The organism is Gilliamella sp. W8123 (genome assembly GCF_016101085.1).
Classification (GTDB): Bacteria; Pseudomonadota; Gammaproteobacteria; order Enterobacterales; family Orbaceae; genus Gilliamella; species Gilliamella apis.
Window position 1 is genome coordinate 373,617 of record NZ_JACFRE010000001.1, and the last position, 19,080, is coordinate 392,696.

The window sequence follows — 19,080 nt, forward strand, 5'->3', positions numbered from 1 at the left end:
GAAATATATTGGTAGAATAAGCAAAAATTTTATTTGGTATCGCATGCAACTTCATTTAGTCGTTAATACATTTGGTTCCGATTTGCAACGTCGCTATGGCGAAAAAATCTATAAGCTCACTTTACACGGTGGTTTTAGCTGTCCCAATCGTGATGGTACCATTGGTCAGGGTGGCTGTACCTTTTGCAATGTAGCGTCAATCATTGATGAGTCTATTCAGATTAAATCAATTTCAGATCAGCTTTTGTCCCAAGCGCAACAGATGAAAAAATCTAAACGTTATCTTGCTTATTTTCAGGCTTATACTAGTACCTATGCTGAAGTTGAAATTCTTAAAAATATGTATCAAGAAGCGCTGAACAGTGCCGACATTGTTGGTCTTTGTGTTGGTACACGTCCTGATTGTGTACCCCAAGAAGCATTAGATTTGCTTGCTGATTATCAAAATCAAGGTTACGAAGTTTGGTTAGAACTTGGATTACAGACCGCTCATGACAATACATTACACCATATTAATCGAGGTCATACCTTTGCGGATTATCACCAAACGGTACAAAAAGCACGACAATTAGGTATTAAAGTGTGTACTCACCTTATTATTGGCTTACCCAAAGAAAATAAAACCGACAATCTCATCACTTTAAACAAAGTATTAGACAGTGGCGTTGATGGTTTAAAAATTCATCCGTTACATATTGTTGAAGGCAGTATTATGGCCAAAGCATGGCGAGCTGGGCGGATCAATGTGTTATCTCTTGAAGATTATGTCGATATTGCCGGTGATATTATTCGACAAACGCCTGCCAATATTTTATATCATCGAATCTCAGCCAATGCCAGAAAACCAACCTTACTGGCACCTGATTGGTGTGAAAACCATTGGCAATCAATGAATGCAGTTGATCATAATTTACGCCAATTTGGTGCTCAAGGTAGTGCTATTGGTGATACCTATTCTTTCAAACAATAAAGTATAATTAATATTTTAAAAAATTTTGAGGAACGCCTATTTTTAATACTGATAGTTGCGATAAAAACTGAATTTGTTAATTAAATTATATAAATTTCCGCTTCAAAAACCCCTTTCCTCAAATTTTTTAGCCAATATATTTACTCATTAGATTTTGAACTTATAAATTCATCTGAACACGTTTTAATAAATTAAAATATAGCTATGTATTAGGAATAATAGGCTATTTAATCTAGTGTTTTTTCGTTTCGTTGCTGTTAAAACAATAGGTTTATTGTATATTGCTACATAGCAATATGTTTGAAATAATCATTAACATCTGGGTATTTTTGTACCTTTGTTAACAACAAGTATATAATGATGTTTTATTATTTGAGATAATCTGCATGCAACTAGCTTTTTGTATTTATAAATTTTTCCCTTTTGGTGGTTTGCAACGCGATTTTTTGCAAATTGCTACTGCTTGCCAAGCTCGAGGACATCAAATCCGTGTTTATGTATTGGATTGGCAAGGCGATAAACCAGCTAATTTTGATATCATAATCGTTCCTAAAAAAGGATTATCTAACCATAGCCGTAATCAAGCTTATTATCATTGGGTAAAGGCTCACTTACAAAGCAATCCTGTAGATTGTGTGGTAGGCTTTAACAAAATGCCGGGCTTGGATGTCTATTTTGCTGGCGATACATGTTTTGCTGAAAAAGCCGCCCATAAAGGCTTTTTTTATAAACTGTCGAAACGTTGTAAACATTATTTAGCATTTGAACAAGCGGTATTTGCTCCTAGTTCGTCCACCAAAATCATGGTGTTAACAAAGCAACAAATTCAAGATTTTAAAAATCATTATCATACTCAAGATGAACGATTCTTTTTATTACCGCCCGGCATTGCGTTAGATCGAAAATATAGCGTTGATTCACCTCAAAAACGTCAACAATTTCGACAATCTAATCAAATTGGCCAAGATGATTTTGTGATTGTGCAAATTGGCTCCGATTTTAAACGTAAAGGCGTTGATCGCTCTTTGAGAGCGATCGCAACCTTACCTGATGAACTAAAACAAAAAGTTACTTATTTGGTGGTTGGGCAAGATAAATCAGAGGCATATCAAAAGTTAGCCGATGAATTAGCTATTGCTAAACAGGTGAGATTCTTTTCTGGTCGTAATGATATTCCTGATTTCTTATTTTCAGCTGATTTATTACTACATCCTGCAAGGCAAGAAGCGGCCGGCATGGTTTTGATTGAAGCGTTAGCAGCAGGCGTGCCAGTGATCGTATCAGGTATTTCCGGATATGCTTATCACATTAGCCAAGCTAATGCCGGTATTGTATTATCAGAACCTTATAAGCAAAACATTTTAGATCAAGCGTTAGAACAATCAATTAGAGATAAAGAGCAATGGCTTAATTGGCATAACAATGCCATTGCTTATGGTAATAGTGAAGATTTATATCATTTAGCCCAACGAGCAGCAGACATTATTTTAGGATGTCATTATGAATGAGATTAAACTTAAATCACCCTTTCAACAATTATGGCAAGGCAAAGATCCCTTTACCGAAGTTGAATTAATTTCCGGTAAAGTTTACCGTGCTGTTAAACAACGAAAGACTTTGAATTTTCAATTAGATGGCCAATCCTATTTTATTAAAATTCATCGTGGCACAACGGTTAAAGAAATTGTAAAAAATCTGATTTCGCTACGTTTACCGGTTTTAGATGCAAAACAAGAGTGGGATGCGATTCATCGTTTAGAGCAAGCTGGTGTCAATACCATGGATGGGCGAGCTTTTGGACGTAAAGGATTAAATCCACTTACTCGACATTCATTTATTATTACCAAAGACCTTAATCCAACTATTAGTTTAGAAGATTTTACTAAACCATGGCTAACTAACCCACCTAGCTACCATTTAAAACGATCATTAACTATTTATTTAGCAAATATGACCGCAAAAATGCATGGCGCAGGCGTGAATCATCGTGATTGTTATTTATGTCATTTTTTATTGGATTTACCTTTATTTGAAAATAATCAGCAAATAAAACTCTCGGTAATTGATCTTCATCGAGCTCAAACTCGCGATAAAGTTCCTACCCGTTGGCGTGATAAAGATTTAATTGGACTTTACTTTTCATCAATCAATATTGGACTTAACCAACGAGATATTTGGCGTTTTTTAAGAAACTATTTTAATAAACCAATTAAAACCATTTTGCGCGATGAACATAAATTAATTGCTAGTGCTAAGCGAAAAGCTGAGCGCATCGCTAAAAGAACTGAAAAGTATCATCTTTAATCATAAGGAAATGGCATGTTTATTGAACAAATTGATATCAAAGGGTTTAGGGGGATTAAGCAACTTTCGTTAAAGCTTAATGCTAAATCTAGCGTGCTGATTGGTGAAAACCAATGGGGTAAATCGAGTTTAATCAGTGCATTAAAATTGCTAACTCTAGATAATAAATTTTATCAATTTGTCGAATCAGATTTCTATTATGATAAGGATGATGGTAATCACATTTCAATAAATGTTGTTTATTGTGAATCTTATGCAACTCAATTAACTGAACAAGCTTATCAGCCTCTGACAGCCGTTAGTTATCGCTTACCAGCAGACAATTTATATCGAATTACTTACCAAATTAATGCCCAAAAAAATGGTGATACTATTATCACTGAACATAATTTGTTGGATGAATATGGTGAAAGGTTAAATCTAGATAATCCAAAATTATTAATCGCTATTTTGATTAATTTAAATCCGGTCATGCCGCTTAAAAATTCAGTGAATGCTAAGGATTTACCTGTCACAAATGAACCTTTATCACAATACTTTATTGAACAACTATCTGATCAATTAAAAGCACACTCGGCACAATTAAGTCAAGATGAGCTTAATCGTGGCTTACAAGCTGCTCGTTCGTTATTAGAATACTATTTTGTTGATTCTCAACAACGATCTAAATATAAACAATTAGCACAAAAAAATAGCCCGAAAACCGAGGATTGGAATTCGCTCGAACGAATCAATAATGTCTTAGATGATTTAGATAATGATTATCTTCGCACCGCACTTTTAGGTATATTTGGTTCGATTGTTAATGCTAAAGGAGATAATCCTCTCTCTCACAGTTCAGTACCAATTTTAGTTTTAGAAGAACCTGAAAGCCAGTTACATCCAATTATTTTATCGGTTGGCTTTCGTTTATTAAAAAATTTACCTACCCAAAAAATTATTACCTCTAACTCAAGCGATTTAGTTTCTCTCTTTCCATTAGAGAGTATTAACCGATTGATCCGCCAACCTGATCAAATTGTCAGTAAGTACATTGCGCCTCATTCATTAAGTGTTGGCGATAGTCGACGCATTTTGTTCCATGTTCTTTATCGACGCCCTACTGCGCTATTTGCCCGTTGTTGGTTGCTGGTTGAAGGTGAGACTGAAGTATGGTTACTTAGAGAGCTTGCCGAACAAAGTGGCTATCATCTAAGTTCAGAGGGAATTCAATTGTTGGAATTTGCTCAATGTGGTTTAAAACCATTAATTCACTATGCTAATAAAATGGGGATCCGCTGGTATGTCATTACTGATGGTGATATGGCAGGGAAAAAATATGCTGAGACGGTACAATCACAATGTGCACCAGATGAAAATTTAAATGATTATATCACCGTATTGCCAGCCCGAGACATTGAAAATTTTCTTTTTAAACATGGTTTTAGTCACGTATATAAGTTAGCTGCTTATAATACCGTTGCCCATATTGATATGTCGGTACCGAAAATTATTCAAAAAGCAATCCACAAAAGTTCCAAACCAGATTTAGCGATTGCGGTTTGTGATGATGCAAAAGCGCGTGGTATTACAGCCATTCCTCGATTATTAACCGATACTTTTGCTAAGTTGGTTAAGACATCCAAATCCTTGCTGTAAATTTTTTATTTAGTAATAAAAAAAACCGCCGATAATTATCGGCGGAATTTTTTATAAAGCTATTTGGCAATTCGTTTATATTTAGCACGTTTAGGTTCAAGCGCTTCTGCCCCTAAAGTGCGTTTTTTCCACTCTTCATATTCGGTAAAGTTACCTTCAAAGAACTCAACATGCCCTTCGTCTTGATAATCTAAAATATGAGTGGCGATACGATCTAAGAACCAGCGGTCATGCGAAATGACTAACGCACAGCCCGGAAACTCTAATAAGGCATTTTCCAGTGCACGCAAGGTTTCGACATCAAGATCATTGGTCGGTTCATCAAGTAATAGTACATTACCACCAACTTGTAATAATTTAGCTAAATGTACACGCCCGCGTTCACCACCAGACAGCTCACCAACACGTTTTTGCTGATCAACGCCTTTGAAATTAAAGCGTCCGACATAGGCACGACTTGGAATTTCGAAATTACCGATACGCATAATATCCTGTCCGTTGGATATTTCATCCCAAACGGTTTTTTTATCATCCATACTATCGCGGAACTGATCGACAGAAGCAAGTTGGACGGTATCACCTAAAGTAATAGTACCTGAATCTGGCTGCTCTTTACCTGATAACATTCTAAATAGCGTCGATTTACCGGCACCATTAGGCCCAATAATACCAACGATTGCCCCTTTAGGAATGCTAAATGAGAGGTTATCAATCAATACGCGATCACCATATGATTTGGTTAAATTAGCCACTTCAATAACTTTATCACCTAAACGTTGCCCAGGTGGAATGAAGAGCTCGTTGGTTTCATTACGTTTTTGGTAATCATTGCTATTTAATTCTTCAAAACGCGCTAACCGTGCTTTGCTTTTTGCTTGACGACCTTTTGGATTTTGCCGTACCCACTCTAATTCTTTTTCAATTGATTTACGACGCGCCGATTCGGTTGCCGCTTCTTGAGCTAATCGCTGATCTTTCTGTTCAAGCCAAGATGAGTAGTTACCTTCCCATGGAATACCTTCACCACGGTCTAACTCTAAAATCCAACCAGCAACATTATCTAAGAAATAACGGTCATGGGTAACAGCAACCACTGTACCTTCATAATCATGTAAAAAGCGCTCTAACCAAGCAACAGATTCAGCATCCAAATGGTTGGTTGGTTCGTCAATTAATAACATATCTGGTTTTTCAAGCAATAATTGGCAGATAGCAACACGACGACGCTCACCACCTGATAAATTTTCAATTTTCGCATCCCAATCAGGTAAACGTAAGGCATCAGCTGCACGCTCTAATTGGTTATCAAGATTGTGAGCATCTTGCGATTGAATTATTGCTTCAAGCTCGGCTTGTTCTTTGGCTAATTTATCAAAATCGGCATCAGGATCGGCATAAGCGGCATAGACTTCATCTAAGCGGGCCAATGCGTTTTTAGCATCACCAACCGCCTGTTCAATTGCTTCACGTACAGTCTGTTTAGGATCAAGTTTAGGTTCTTGAGGTAAATAACCGATTTTAATACCCGGTTGCGGACGAGCTTCACCTTCAATCTCGGTATCTACGCCAGCCATAATGCGTAATAATGTAGACTTACCTGCTCCATTTAAACCGAGAACACCAATTTTAGCTCCCGGAAAAAAACTTAAAGAAATATCTTTTAAAATATAGCGTTTAGGAGGAACAATCTTCCCCACGCGGTTCATGGTATAGACATATTGCGCCATAAATCATTATCCGTTTAATTAATTAAAACTAGCAAGTAGTATTGCTATGTGATTGATGGCGTATATTGTAATGATTCTAGCTGTGTGGTCTAGGGTTATTTATGAATTATGTTATAAATATGGAAGAACTATCAACTAATATATAATTCAATATTCAATTTATATATGATTGTTTATTGAAAAATCTGTATAAGCATGCTAAATAATTTATAAGGAATAAAATGGAAAAACAAACTGTAGTTATTGAATATTATGTTAATACCCAGTATTGGTTAGATGCTTATTATGCAAAATATGGCGTATTAGACCATGAGTTCGCGCAAAAATTGAATGATTCAACACCTGATAATATGCGACACTTTACTATGTCGTTTAATAATGAAAAATTAGTCATTTTTAATAAAGATAAAAATGAAATCAACACTTTCTACTATCAAGATTTATATTGCATTAATAAAACTGAAAACGGCTATTTATTTTTTATCAATAATCAAGATTCTTATTTTGTTAGTCAACAGTCTTTCAAATCAGATGAACTAAAAATTATTCATGATTTTTTATGTGATTATTTAGGAAAAAATTTAGAAACGCAAATAGCAGAGATAGACACCTATGAAATGGATATTAATAGAATCTATTATTGTTTTTATTATTTACTATTTAAAAAATCTATAATGACTCCTATTTATATACTTGTAATGTTTTTACCGTGCTATTTTTTAATAAAAGATTCTAGCCATGCATTATTTTTCGTTTGTATTACAATTATATATTCAATTGCAATCTACTTCAGTATCAAACCTGGTTTGAAATTTTCAGCTGAAAATTGGTGTAAAACAAGTAATAAAATTTTTATTTGTTCAAAGGTCATTTTTTATGAAGATAGATTTACAATGACAGCTAAAACCCAATTAAGTACTACTGTTATAAAGTATGATCAATTACACAAAATAAGAAAGGTAAAAAAAGGTTATCTGTTTATTATAAATTGTAATAGTGGTTATCTATTTTATAACGAGGATTTTACATCCCAACAACGACAAGTTCTTGAAGATAAACTAATGCAATATAATAATTTTTATTTAAAATAACACTCGTAAACTTACCCCACTGTTCATCTGGTGGGATAAGTTATAGCGGTAATTTGTTATAAAAAAGTGAAGATTTGTTCTTCTGGTAAACGTGATTTTGGACGATGGGCATTACCATCATTTTCAGAACGATAACCTAATGTTGCAATAACTAGGCTTTTTAGGCCTTTTCGTTTTAATTCCAAAATTTCATCCATTTTGTCACAATCAAAGCCTTCCACAGCGGTAGAATCAACACCAATAGCAGCGGCGGCAAAAAGTAATTGTCCTAATGCTAAATAAGTTTGTTTACCTTCCCAACTTTGTTGGGACTCAATTGTCTTACTGTTTTTAGTGACAAAGAAACGTCTTGACTCATCCTGAGTTTGTTTAAGTTCGGATGATGGTAATCGTCCATCTTTCTCTTCTTGGTTAAGCAAATTAACCAAATGCGCATCTTCTAAAGGTGATTTAATACAAAATAAAATAGTATGAGATGAATCGGTTACGCGTGGCTGATTAAATTCTGCTATGGCCGGTAAAATTTTATCTTTAGCAGCATCATTATCAATAATATAAAAATGCCAAGGTTGTGAATTAACTGAAGACGGACTGTTTCTTAAAACTGTTAGTAATTGTTCTATTTTTTCTTTAGGAATTTTTTTAGTTTTATCATAATGTTTGGTGGTATAGCGTTTTTGAGAAATTTCGACAATGTTCATCTTTTGACCCCATCTTATTAATTGTGAGTAAATAATACTTAATAGAAATTTTAAATTTGATTAATCAGATATCTTTGCCAAAATTACGATCTAAATGCTTATAGGAATATAGCATCAATCAAATTTAATTAGTAGTAACTTAGTTACTATAATTAAATATTATTATATAGAAATATTGTCAACTTAAACAATTCACTGTAGCTAAAAGATACGAGCCATTTTAGTTTTTTTAAGAACATAATTTAAACAAAATAAACCGCCAAATGATTTACAATAAAAACAATTAATATTATTATAATATAAATACTTATAAAGAATATTTACTTAAAAGCAATGCAATGGAAAATGTGCTAATTTAAAGACGTCATCATGGATAGAAAATACGTTATTTTTACGGTTAAAACTGTAACTGTAAAATTATATACTCTTGTTGTTATATTAAGTCTATTTTATAGCTTTTCAGTCCCAGCATTAACTGAAGTAACCGCTTCAGCCATTAATGGTACACCGCCCTATATTTCAGCAAATCAAGATAGGACACCTTCCGATATCTCTGATCTACTCTGGATAGCAATTAAAAAAAATGGCGATCATTATCAAACAACACCATCCAATAGTGAACTAACGTCAGTTGAAGACCCAAACTTAATCTATTATCACTCTGATTTTAACTCTTCTCCTGATGAAATAATTGATCTACCTGAATCTATTGATACTTTTGATAAAATTGTCACATTAATTTCAGGTTATCAAAATGAACAAGTAGAGCTCGAAACAATTTTAACTGATAAACAATATTTTGAAGATAATGATGGTGATGATGGATTTAAAGCAACTGGAACTTTAAAACTAGAAATTAAAGATAATAAAAATAATCAGATCAAACTGAATGATCAATTAGACAGTTGTGTAGGCTATTATACATTAACTTTAGAGACTACTGATTCAGAACTTTCAACCATTTATGGATTACCTAATATTAATAACTATCCTAGCGTCAGCAAAACTTACTATATTAGATCATCTGGTTCTGGTTTACCTAAAGTCTGTTGGCTACAACCTTCATTAGAAAAAGGTTCCCCCCCATTTGCTTACACACAGCAAGAATATGATAATTTTTTTAATAAATATCCATGGGAAAAAGACGATACCCAAATTTGGATTCCAAATAAAGGGTTTAAAGCTACCGAGATTATTGATTCTTGGGAGAGGTTTCCTACCACAGCAGCAGATAAATTATATTTTAATGTCATATTATCAGGGGCAAAATGGCAGGACATTAGTTATATAAAAAAACCATCAGACTCCCCGGTTGAATTAAAATTAAGTGGTAAAAATAATCAGCTTAGAGTTGAATTTAGTGGACCAAATTTTGAGAACGAAGTTAGCGAAGATGATGCTGATTTGGCAAATTACACTGAATTTTCATTAAAAGTAGGTGATAGGGTAATTTATTCTTTTGAAATAGAATATTGGTTTTATATCTCTAATGAGACCGTCAAAGCACAAAAATATGCAGAACAATATTGTTCTTGTAAAGGAACAGCTATGTATCCTGGAGGTCCAGAAATTTTGACCAATGCTCTTTATGATAATTACAAATTTGGTCAAAATAATAACAATCATTATATCCGTGAAGTTAACTTTTTATTAGCTGAATGGGGTAATACAATTAATGAAGTTTATCCTAATAAAAATGCTCAAGGCGATGAAATATCAAATGTATTTTGGACATGGAAAAAGGTTAACGACCAAGATGAGTATCATGATTTAATGAAAAAAAATCGATCATTTAAAATAAAATCACGCAATATTAGTTATAACGGTTGGAATGAATGGGATGATGATGACAATTGCAATGAAGACCCTGTAAATCGATACCCAACAGGAACCCAGTTTTACGCAATTGATTTCAACGATGGTAGTATTAAAAAGCTTCCACAAGAAATTGAAGGTTTAAGAGTAATTTGCGTTTCTGATTAATGTTTGAATGAACTATTTTCAACAAAATAACTATATTAGTTATAGATGACTATTTGATTTAATCAATTTTTATTATTGACATTAGAGCCTTTTTTTGATAGAAATAGTGTCAATATTTTATTCATAATATAATAATTGAGCAGTTAATGATTAAATTTACTAACCTCCTACTCAGCCTCCTCCTCGCATCAGTTTGCGCGGATAGCTTGTGTGTGGAGTAAAAGTCATTTAATAATTAACTCAACAAATTAACAAGAACCCGCGCTAAAGTGCGGGTTTTTTTGTTTTCTTAACTTGAAATACCGAGATAGCGCTAAAATATAAAGGAAATAACAATGAGCGATCAAATTATTATTTTTGACACAACATTACGTGATGGTGAACAAGCGTTACAAGCAAGTTTAAGTGTTAAAGAAAAACTTCAAATAGCTTTAGCATTAGAAAGAATGCAAGTAGATGTAATGGAAGTTGGTTTCCCTATCTCATCTCCAGGCGATTTTGAATCAGTACAAACTATTGCTAAAACCATTAAAAATAGTCGTGTTTGTGCATTGTCTCGTTGTATTGATAAAGACATTGATGTTGCAGCCGAAGCTTTAAAAGTAGCCGATCAATTTCGTATTCATACTTTTATGGCAACATCAACGTTACATGTTAAAGATAAATTAAAAATGACATTTGAAGATGTCGTTGAACAGGCTGTGCACTGTGTTAAACGTGCACGTAATTATACAGATGATGTGGAGTTTTCTTGTGAAGATGCAGGCCGTACCCCAATTGATAACTTATGTCGGATTGTTGAAGCAGCAATTCAAGCAGGGGCAACCACGATCAATATACCAGATACTGTCGGTTATACTGTCCCTTATCAATTTGGTGGCATTATTCGTACCTTATTTGAACGTGTCCCGAACATTGATAAAGCGATTATCTCTGTTCATTGTCATGATGACTTGGGCATGTCGGTGGCTAACTCGATTAGCGCGATTCAAGAAGGTGCTAGGCAGATTGAAGGGGCGATGAATGGTTTAGGTGAGCGCGCTGGTAATACAGCTTTAGAAGAGGTTATTATGGCGATTAAAGTCCGCCAAAATATCTTAAACGTTCACACCAATATTAATCATCAAGAGATCTATCGTACCAGTCAAATCGTCAGCCAAATTACCAATACACCGATACCGTCTAACAAGGCGGTTATTGGTAGTAATGCCTTTGCGCACTCATCAGGTATCCATCAAGATGGGGTATTAAAAAATCGCGAAACTTACGAAATCATGACCCCTGAGTCGATCGGTTTAAATCAAATCCAATTAAATTTAACTTCCCGTTCAGGCCGAGCTGCAGTAAAACATCGTTTAGCTGAATTAGGTTATCAGGATAATGATTATAATTTAGATCAAGTTTACCAAGCCTTTTTAGAACTTGCCGATAAAAAAGGCCAGGTTTTTGATTATGATTTAGAAGCATTAATTTTTATTAATCAAATTAAAGATGATGAAGAGCATTATGTATTGGATTATTTTAATGTACAATCTGGCTCTACTGTCGTTTCAACCGCTTCAGTTAGTTTAATTATTGGCGATCAAAAATATTCAGATGCAGCAACAGGTAATGGCCCTGTTGATGCTGTTTATCAAGCGATAAATCGTATTACTGGCGAACCTATTTCAATTGTGAAATATCAATTAGCATCTAAAGGACAGGGTGAAAATGCCTTGGGTCAAGTCGATATCGTTGCCGAATATAAAGGACGTAAATTCCATGGAGTTGGGCTTGCTACCGACATTGTTCATTCATCAGCATTAGCATTAATTAATGTGTTAAATAATGTTTATAGAGCAAATCAGGTTGCAGAACAAAAACAAAAATTGCACCAATACTAAAAAGTAAATATTGTTTCGTTACTTAATGACGAAATATTTAAAATATAATTAGATTGTTAAGGAATAGATATGTCACAAAATTACCATATTGCAGTACTACCCGGTGACGGTATAGGCCCTGAAGTGATGAAACAAGCCTATAAAGTGTTAGATGTTATTCGTCAAAAATATGACCTAGCCATTACAACTAGTGAATATGATGTGGGTGGTGCAGCAATTGATATTCACGGTTGCCCATTACCAAAAGAGACGTTAGAAGGATGTGAAAAAGCTGATGCTATCTTATTTGGCTCGGTTGGCGGTCCAAAATGGACCAATTTACCACCCGATCAACAACCTGAACGCGGTGCTCTATTACCATTACGCAAACATTTTAAATTATTTGCCAACATGCGCCCTGCTAGTTTATACCAAGGTTTAGAGGAGTTATGTCCGTTACGTGAAGATATCGCTAAACGTGGCTTTGATATTTTGTGTATGCGTGAGTTAACTGGCGGTATCTATTTTGGTTTGCCAAAAGGTCGTGAAGGTTCTGGTCCTCAAGAGCGTGCTTTTGATACTGAAGTTTATCACCGCTTTGAAATTGAACGAATTGCCCGTATGGGATTTGAAGCAGCGAAAATCCGTCGCAAGAAAGTAACGTCAGTAGATAAAGCAAATGTTCTACAAACTTCTATTTTGTGGCGTGAAGTTGTAAGTGAAGTAGCTAAACAGTACCCAGATGTCACATTAGAGCATATGTATATTGATAATGCCACTATGCAATTAGTGAAAGATCCTGCGCAATTTGATGTATTACTTTGTTCTAACTTATTTGGTGATATCCTATCAGATGAATGCGCCATGATTACCGGCTCAATGGGAATGTTACCTTCTGCCAGTTTAAATGAAGATGGCTTTGGTTTATACGAACCTGCTGGTGGTAGTGCGCCTGACATTGCAGGTAAAAATATTGCTAATCCTGCTGCACAAATTTTATCATTAGCACTGTTAGTTCGTTATAGTTTAAAACGTGATGATATTGCTAAAGCTATTGAAAATGCCGTGAATAATGCTTTAGAACAAGGCGTACGCACTATTGATCTTGCTCGTGGTGGTAGTTATGTTTCTACCGATGAAATGGGCGATACCATTTGTCGTTTAATTTAATTTTTAAAGTAAGGGTTAATCGATCGTATTAACCCTTTTGCAAGAATATTAAAGGAATATAAGCAATGTCTACAAAACCAAAAACATTGTATCAAAAATTATATGATGCACATGTTGTCTATGAAGCACCTAATGAAACCCCTATTTTGTATATCGACCGCCATTTGGTTCATGAAGTCACCTCTCCTCAAGCCTTTGATGGTTTACGAGCAATGAATCGTAAAGTCCGACAACCGCATAAAACCTTCGCCACCATGGATCACAACACCTCAACGAAAAGTAATGATTTAAGCGCTTGTAGTGAGATGGCACGAATTCAGCTAACCGAATTAGCTAAAAATGCAGAAGAGTTTGGCGTCTCTTTATACGGTTTACAAAGTCCATTACGAGGTATTGTGCATGTTGTTGGTCCTGAGCAAGGGATGACATTACCGGGTATGACGATAGTTTGTGGTGACTCACACACCGCAACACATGGCGCTTTTGGTGCATTAGCTTTTGGGATTGGGACATCGGAAGTTGAACACGTTTTAGCTACCCAAACATTGAAACAAGGTCGCGCTAAAACGATGAAAATCGAGGTCAAAGGTAAAGTCGCTGATGGCATTACCGCCAAAGATATTATTCTAGCGATCATTGGTAAAACAACCAGTGCTGGTGGTACAGGTCATGTCGTAGAATTTTGTGGCGAAGCAATTACTTCTTTGTCAATGGAAGGCCGAATGACATTATGTAATATGGCCATTGAAATGGGTGCCAAAGCTGGATTAGTTGCACCAGATGAAACCACATTTGAATATTTAAAAGGTCGTCAATTCTCACCTAAAGGAGAAGATTTTGAACAAGCGGTTGCTTACTGGAAAACCTTAAAAACCGATGAAGGAGCACATTTCGATACGATTGTGACTTTAGAAGCAAAAGATATTGCTCCGCAAGTAACTTGGGGAACTAATCCTGGTCAAGTAACCGCTATTGATTCTCAAGTACCAAATCCTCAAGATTTTTCCGATCCAATTGAAAAACATTCAGCTGAACGAGCATTAGCCTATATGGGGTTAACCGCTGGAACTAAAATGTCTGATATTAAGATCAATAAAGTGTTTATTGGATCATGTACTAATTCCCGTATTGAAGATCTGCGTGCCGCTGCTGAAGTTGCCAAAGGTCGTAAAGTTGCCGATGGCGTTCAAGCCCTTGTCGTACCGGGCTCAGGTCCGGTGCGTGAACAAGCAGAGGCTGAAGGATTAGATAAGATTTTTATTGATGCTGGTTTTGAATGGCGCTTACCAGGATGCTCAATGTGTTTAGCGATGAATGATGATAAATTAGCACCGGGTGATCGCTGTGCATCTACCAGTAACCGTAATTTTGAAGGTCGCCAAGGTCGTGATGCCAGAACACATTTAGTTAGCCCGGCAATGGCAGCAGCGGCGGCCATTACTGGTCATTTTACTGATATTCGCAAACCGTTTTAAGGAGACTTGTCATGACAAAATTTACAACACATACAGGATTGGTCGTTCCTTTAGATGCGGCGAACGTTGATACTGATGCTATTATTCCTAAACAATTTTTACAAAAAGTTACTCGTACCGGATTTGGACAACATGCATTTCATGAATGGCGATTTTTAGATGACGCCGGTAAACAACCTAATCCTGAATTTGTACTAAATAAACCACGATATGCAGGCGCGAGTATTTTATTAGCTCGTGAAAACTTTGGTTGTGGATCATCGCGTGAACATGCACCATGGGCATTAACCGACTATGGATTTAAAACTATTATTGGCTCGAGCTTTGCTGATATCTTTTATAATAACTCATTCAATAATCAACTATTATTAGTTAACTTGTCTGAAGAAGAAGTTGATGAGTTGTTTAAATTGGTTGAAGCCAATGAGGGAATTGAATTCACTATTGATTTAGTTAATGAAGTCGTCATTGCTGGTGATAAACAATATTCATTTAAAATTGATGCCTTCAAACGCCACTGTTTATTAAATGGTTTAGATAATATTGGTTTAACCCTGCAACATGAAGATGCTATCAGCTCATTTGAGCATAAAATTCCTACATTCTTAAATTAGTTTATTTAGGCGCGTAAGCGCCTTGTATAGGAATAGTTAATGACAACCCATCATGATAAAGTAAATCAACAATTCGGCCAGCAAGCTAACGCCTACTTAACCAGTAAAGTTCATGCACAAGGAGCGGATCTTGAATATCTAGCCAGCTTTTTAACTAATTATCCTAATGCTGAATTTTTAGATATGGGCTGTGGCGCAGGCCATGTTAGTTTTATTGCAGCAAAACAGGTTAAACATGTCACAGCTTACGACCTATCGGAGCAAATGTTAGCAGTGGTTGAACAAACTGCGGATGAACGTAACTTAAAAAATATTACCACCGTAAAAGGTTATGCTGAGCATCAACCATTTGACGATAACTATTTTGATATTGTCGTCAGTCGTTATTCTGCCCATCATTGGCAGGATGTGGGTAAAAGTTTGCGTGAACTGCATCGTATCACCAAACCAAATGGTAAATTAATTATTATGGATGTGGTTTCGCCTGGTCAACCTGTTTTAGATATTTGGTTACAAACGATTGAAGCACTACGTGATACTTCTCACGTACGCGACTATACGCCTGGCGAATGGCTGACATTTTTAAGCGAAGCTGGATTTACTATTGATAAGATTCAACGCCATCGCTTACCCTTGATTTTTGATAGTTGGATAAAACGTATGCGTACACCGAATAATTTAGTGGATGCGATAAGGACTTATCAAATAAGTGCATCTCAAGATACAAAATCTTACTTCGAATTACAATCAGATGGATCTTTTACCTCTGATATGATGATTATTGAAACGCAAAAAGTGATTTAGAAATTAATAGTAAAAGAATCGAAAACAGCCAATTGTTATTAAAGCTGTTTGCGTTGATTTGACGGTGGTATCGACAATGCCTCACGATATTTTGCTACCGTTCGCCGAGCAATAATTATGCCTTGATTTTCAAGGATTGAAACTAATTTGCTATCACTCAAAGGTTTTTTTGCATCTTCCTCGGAAATATATTTTTTAATTAAAGCCCGAATTGCTGTCGATGAAGCTTCACCACCTGATTCAGTATTAACATGGCTTGAGAAAAAGAATTTTAACTCAAAGATGCCAGTTGGGCATTGTAAATACTTTTGTGTTGTTACTCGTGATATTGTCGATTCATGCATATCAATTGCCTCTGCAACATCAGACAAAATCATTGGTTTCATATATTCAGCGCCATTTTCAAAAAAAGCTTGTTGATGCTCAACAATAAATTGACTCACTTTTAATAGTGTCTCATTACGATTTTCGACGCTTTTAATAAACCAATTGGCATCTTGCAAATGTGCGCGAATATATTGGCTATCGCTTTCATTACTAATTTTTTCCATTGCCGCATATTGTTGATTGATGCGTAGCGTTGGAACTGTATCACTGTTCAATTCCGCTATCCATTTACCGGCAATTTTTTTAACCACAACGTCTGGAATAACATAATCCGGTGGCGTAGTATTAACCGAGTCACCAGGATAAGGTTGTAAATGCTGGATAAAATCAATCGCCTCTTTTAACTGTTCATCGGTAGCATTTAAGCGTTTTTTCAATGTTCGATAATCATGATTTGCTAATAAATCTAAATAGTTATCAATAATCTGTTTAACTAATACCGGCGGAGTTAGATGCTGAGTTTGAATAGATAAACATTCTTGTAACGATCTGGCTCCAACTCCGATTGGATCAAAATGCCAAATTCGCTTTAAAACAGCCTCAACCTCATCAAGTTCAATTTGACTATTACCTTGTTCTTCTAGAATTTCTTCACTTGAAACGGTTAGATAACCTCTGTCATCAATAGCTTCAATAATCGAAACAGCAATTGCACGATCAATGTCACTAAATGGTGTTAAATCTAATTGCCATTTTAAATAATCATGCAAGGTTTCATGTGTTTCACCTTGATAGATTGGTAATTCATCAGTACGATAATCTGAATAGGTTCCTGAGGGTGTACCTGCAGTGTAAATATCATCTAATGAGGCATCTAACGGAATATCCTCGGGGATTTCTTGGCTATCCAATGCTTCACGGGTATCAATATTTTCGTTTAGTTCATCTTGTTCAACATTAACCTCATCATACTGATCGGCAATCTCTAATAATGGATTGTTTTCAAGTACTGTTTGAATTTCTTGACGTAATTCTAAAGTCGACAATTGCAACAATCGAATAGCTAATTGTAATTGTGGCGTCATTGACAACTGTTGCGAAACCTTCAGTTGTAAGCCTTGTTTTATCATAATCTATAATCTAAATTCATGTCCTAAATAAACACGTTTAACATATTCATTATTTAATATACTGTCTGGTGTACCTTCAGCAATTAAATGTCCTTTATTCACTATATAGGCACGTTCACAAACATCAAGTGTTTCACGAACATTATGATCGGTAATCAGTACTCCTAAACCACGATCACGTAGATGTTTAATAATATTTTTAATATCAATAACCGAAATGGGATCTACACCAGCAAATGGTTCATCAAGTAAGATAAATTTAGGGTTTGCTGCCAATGCTCTAGCGATCTCAACTCGTCGTCGTTCGCCACCAGATAATGATTGACCAACATTGTCTCGGATATGGGTAATATGAAACTCTTCAAGTAGCTCTTCTGCTCGATTTATCTTTTCATTTTTATCAATATCATTACGCGTTTCTAAAATAGCCATAATATTATCAATAACTGAAAGTTTTCTAAATATTGACGCTTCTTGAGGCAAATAACCTATTCCTTTTTGCGCTCGCTCATGTAATGGCAAGATACTGATATCATGCTCATCAAGGTAGATTTTTCCAGCATTTAAAGTCACAATGCCAACCACCATATAAAAAGTGGTAGTTTTACCAGCACCGTTAGGGCCAAGTAAACCAACAATTTCACCTGAGTTTACTGTTAAACTAACATCTTCAACAACTCGTCGTTTTTTATAAACTTTAGCAAGATTTTCCGCTTTTAAAATTGCCATTTATTTATTCATCTCTTTTACTTGACTTGGAATGATAGTACTTTTAACCCGACCTTTTTTGCCTGGTTGTGCAACAATTTGCTGTTTTTTGACATCATAAGTAATGATTGAGCTACTGATATGATTATCTTGTTGAAATAGTTCTGCATTACCTTGTAATACTATGTTATTTTCCTTAACATTATAGATAACCTGTTGTGAATGACCGGTCACAATTTTATTATTTTGTGGAAGAATTTGTTTATATTTTACCGGTTTACCATATGCAGTTATTTTTTGTTTACTGGTGTCTTGCATATCAGTAATTACCACTTTATCTGCCCATATGGTCAAACCTTCTTGGATAATCTGGACATTCCCATTAAAAGTAATAATATTTTTTTCAATATCTATTTGCTGATTATCTGCATCAACTGTAATAGGTTTATTATCGACAAACATCTTTTGATCTTTTGAGGCAGATGAAGCGGCTTCATTAGGCTCATCAGCAAAACAAGCAAATGATGCACATAGCATAAAAAATAACGGAAAAAATTTCTGTTTTTTGGATCTCAT

The 19,080-nt window shown here is 35.2% G+C and carries 16 protein-coding genes; 11 read left to right on the forward strand and 5 right to left on the reverse strand.

What is annotated here, in order from left to right:
* Positions 1 to 43 precede the first annotated feature (43 nt).
* The 4 genes from H3T56_RS01700 to H3T56_RS01715 all read left to right on the forward strand — a co-directional run bounded on the left by H3T56_RS01700 (position 44) and on the right by H3T56_RS01715 (position 4,912).
* Entirely contained in the window at positions 44 to 970 is a 927-nt protein-coding gene (locus H3T56_RS01700) for a TIGR01212 family radical SAM protein (protein WP_198191860.1), read from the forward strand.
* Positions 971 to 1,356: 386 nt separating this feature from the next.
* Positions 1,357 to 2,478 (forward strand): glycosyltransferase family 4 protein, encoded by a 1,122-nt coding sequence (locus tag H3T56_RS01705; protein ID WP_198191861.1) that lies wholly within the window; start codon positions 1,357 to 1,359, stop codon positions 2,476 to 2,478.
* The gene (gene rfaP / locus H3T56_RS01710) at positions 2,471 to 3,274 is read left to right on the forward strand and encodes a lipopolysaccharide core heptose(I) kinase RfaP (protein ID WP_198191862.1); all 804 of its coding nucleotides are present in this window, start codon (positions 2,471 to 2,473) and stop codon (positions 3,272 to 3,274) included. The genes H3T56_RS01705 and rfaP overlap by 8 nt, the downstream gene beginning before the upstream one ends.
* A gap of 15 nt (positions 3,275 to 3,289) precedes the next feature.
* Positions 3,290 to 4,912 carry a DUF2813 domain-containing protein gene (locus tag H3T56_RS01715; RefSeq protein WP_198191863.1) on the forward strand — a complete coding sequence of 541 codons (1,623 nt, stop codon included), beginning with the start codon at positions 3,290 to 3,292 and terminating at the stop codon, positions 4,910 to 4,912.
* Positions 4,913 to 4,971: 59 nt separating this feature from the next.
* Here H3T56_RS01715 and ettA read toward each other — a convergent pair whose 3' ends face one another.
* Positions 4,972 to 6,639 (reverse strand): energy-dependent translational throttle protein EttA, encoded by a 1,668-nt coding sequence (ettA, locus tag H3T56_RS01720; protein ID WP_034902677.1) that lies wholly within the window; start codon positions 6,637 to 6,639, stop codon positions 4,972 to 4,974.
* A gap of 221 nt (positions 6,640 to 6,860) precedes the next feature.
* Between ettA and H3T56_RS01725 the strand changes: the two genes are divergently transcribed.
* A complete protein-coding gene (locus H3T56_RS01725; protein WP_198191864.1) occupies positions 6,861 to 7,730 on the forward strand; it encodes a hypothetical protein in 870 nt (289 codons plus the stop codon).
* A 56-nt stretch (positions 7,731 to 7,786) separates the two neighbouring features.
* Here H3T56_RS01725 and nfsB read toward each other — a convergent pair whose 3' ends face one another.
* On the reverse strand, positions 7,787 to 8,431 hold the full coding sequence (gene nfsB, locus H3T56_RS01730) for an oxygen-insensitive NAD(P)H nitroreductase (RefSeq protein ID WP_034902671.1): 645 nt from the start codon (positions 8,429 to 8,431) through the stop codon (positions 7,787 to 7,789).
* A 369-nt stretch (positions 8,432 to 8,800) separates the two neighbouring features.
* Between nfsB and H3T56_RS01735 the strand changes: the two genes are divergently transcribed.
* From H3T56_RS01735 to H3T56_RS01760, 6 genes are all read left to right on the forward strand, one after another.
* Complete coding sequence (locus H3T56_RS01735) at positions 8,801 to 10,414, forward strand: hypothetical protein (RefSeq protein WP_198191865.1); 1,614 nt, start codon at positions 8,801 to 8,803, stop codon at positions 10,412 to 10,414.
* A gap of 335 nt (positions 10,415 to 10,749) precedes the next feature.
* On the forward strand, positions 10,750 to 12,297 hold the full coding sequence (leuA, locus tag H3T56_RS01740) for a 2-isopropylmalate synthase (RefSeq protein ID WP_198191866.1): 1,548 nt from the start codon (positions 10,750 to 10,752) through the stop codon (positions 12,295 to 12,297).
* 69 nt (positions 12,298 to 12,366) lie between these two features.
* Positions 12,367 to 13,446: a 3-isopropylmalate dehydrogenase gene (leuB, locus tag H3T56_RS01745; protein ID WP_198191867.1), complete on the forward strand. Its 1,080-nt coding sequence runs from the start codon at positions 12,367 to 12,369 to the stop codon at positions 13,444 to 13,446.
* Between the two features lie 65 nt (positions 13,447 to 13,511).
* Positions 13,512 to 14,921 (forward strand): 3-isopropylmalate dehydratase large subunit, encoded by a 1,410-nt coding sequence (gene leuC, locus H3T56_RS01750; RefSeq protein WP_034884246.1) that lies wholly within the window; start codon positions 13,512 to 13,514, stop codon positions 14,919 to 14,921.
* Between the two features lie 11 nt (positions 14,922 to 14,932).
* Positions 14,933 to 15,535 carry a 3-isopropylmalate dehydratase small subunit gene (gene leuD / locus H3T56_RS01755; protein ID WP_198191868.1) on the forward strand — a complete coding sequence of 201 codons (603 nt, stop codon included), beginning with the start codon at positions 14,933 to 14,935 and terminating at the stop codon, positions 15,533 to 15,535.
* A 39-nt stretch (positions 15,536 to 15,574) separates the two neighbouring features.
* Positions 15,575 to 16,339 (forward strand): class I SAM-dependent methyltransferase, encoded by a 765-nt coding sequence (locus H3T56_RS01760; protein WP_198191869.1) that lies wholly within the window; start codon positions 15,575 to 15,577, stop codon positions 16,337 to 16,339.
* A 38-nt stretch (positions 16,340 to 16,377) separates the two neighbouring features.
* On the opposite strand, the gene H3T56_RS01765 is transcribed toward H3T56_RS01760, so the two are convergent.
* The 3 genes from H3T56_RS01765 to lptA are packed head-to-tail and all read right to left on the reverse strand — an operon-like array spanning position 16,378 to position 19,080.
* Complete coding sequence (locus H3T56_RS01765) at positions 16,378 to 17,793, reverse strand: RNA polymerase factor sigma-54 (RefSeq protein WP_198191957.1); 1,416 nt, start codon at positions 17,791 to 17,793, stop codon at positions 16,378 to 16,380.
* Positions 17,794 to 17,799: 6 nt separating this feature from the next.
* The gene (gene lptB, locus H3T56_RS01770) at positions 17,800 to 18,525 is read right to left on the reverse strand and encodes an LPS export ABC transporter ATP-binding protein (RefSeq protein WP_065651575.1); all 726 of its coding nucleotides are present in this window, start codon (positions 18,523 to 18,525) and stop codon (positions 17,800 to 17,802) included.
* On the reverse strand, positions 18,526 to 19,080 hold the full coding sequence (gene lptA / locus H3T56_RS01775) for a lipopolysaccharide transport periplasmic protein LptA (protein ID WP_081300035.1): 555 nt from the start codon (positions 19,078 to 19,080) through the stop codon (positions 18,526 to 18,528).

Excerpts from the sequence above, each read along its gene's own strand:
- H3T56_RS01735 (WP_198191865.1), top strand. The coding sequence starts at position 8,801 with ATGGATAGAAAATACGTTATTTTTACGGTTAAAACTGTAACTGTAAAA.
- nfsB (WP_034902671.1), bottom strand. The coding sequence starts at position 8,431 with ATGAACATTGTCGAAATTTCTCAAAAACGCTATACCACCAAACATTAT.
- lptB (WP_065651575.1), bottom strand. The coding sequence starts at position 18,525 with ATGGCAATTTTAAAAGCGGAAAATCTTGCTAAAGTTTATAAAAAACGA.
- H3T56_RS01715 (WP_198191863.1), top strand. The coding sequence starts at position 3,290 with ATGTTTATTGAACAAATTGATATCAAAGGGTTTAGGGGGATTAAGCAA.
- H3T56_RS01760 (WP_198191869.1), top strand. The coding sequence starts at position 15,575 with ATGACAACCCATCATGATAAAGTAAATCAACAATTCGGCCAGCAAGCT.
- leuB (WP_198191867.1), top strand. The coding sequence starts at position 12,367 with ATGTCACAAAATTACCATATTGCAGTACTACCCGGTGACGGTATAGGC.
- leuA (WP_198191866.1), top strand. The coding sequence starts at position 10,750 with ATGAGCGATCAAATTATTATTTTTGACACAACATTACGTGATGGTGAA.
- H3T56_RS01725 (WP_198191864.1), top strand. The coding sequence starts at position 6,861 with ATGGAAAAACAAACTGTAGTTATTGAATATTATGTTAATACCCAGTAT.
- ettA (WP_034902677.1), bottom strand. The coding sequence starts at position 6,639 with ATGGCGCAATATGTCTATACCATGAACCGCGTGGGGAAGATTGTTCCT.
- leuD (WP_198191868.1), top strand. The coding sequence starts at position 14,933 with ATGACAAAATTTACAACACATACAGGATTGGTCGTTCCTTTAGATGCG.
- H3T56_RS01705 (WP_198191861.1), top strand. The coding sequence starts at position 1,357 with ATGCAACTAGCTTTTTGTATTTATAAATTTTTCCCTTTTGGTGGTTTG.
- H3T56_RS01700 (WP_198191860.1), top strand. The coding sequence starts at position 44 with ATGCAACTTCATTTAGTCGTTAATACATTTGGTTCCGATTTGCAACGT.
- lptA (WP_081300035.1), bottom strand. The coding sequence starts at position 19,080 with ATGAGATCCAAAAAACAGAAATTTTTTCCGTTATTTTTTATGCTATGT.
- rfaP (WP_198191862.1), top strand. The coding sequence starts at position 2,471 with ATGAATGAGATTAAACTTAAATCACCCTTTCAACAATTATGGCAAGGC.
- leuC (WP_034884246.1), top strand. The coding sequence starts at position 13,512 with ATGTCTACAAAACCAAAAACATTGTATCAAAAATTATATGATGCACAT.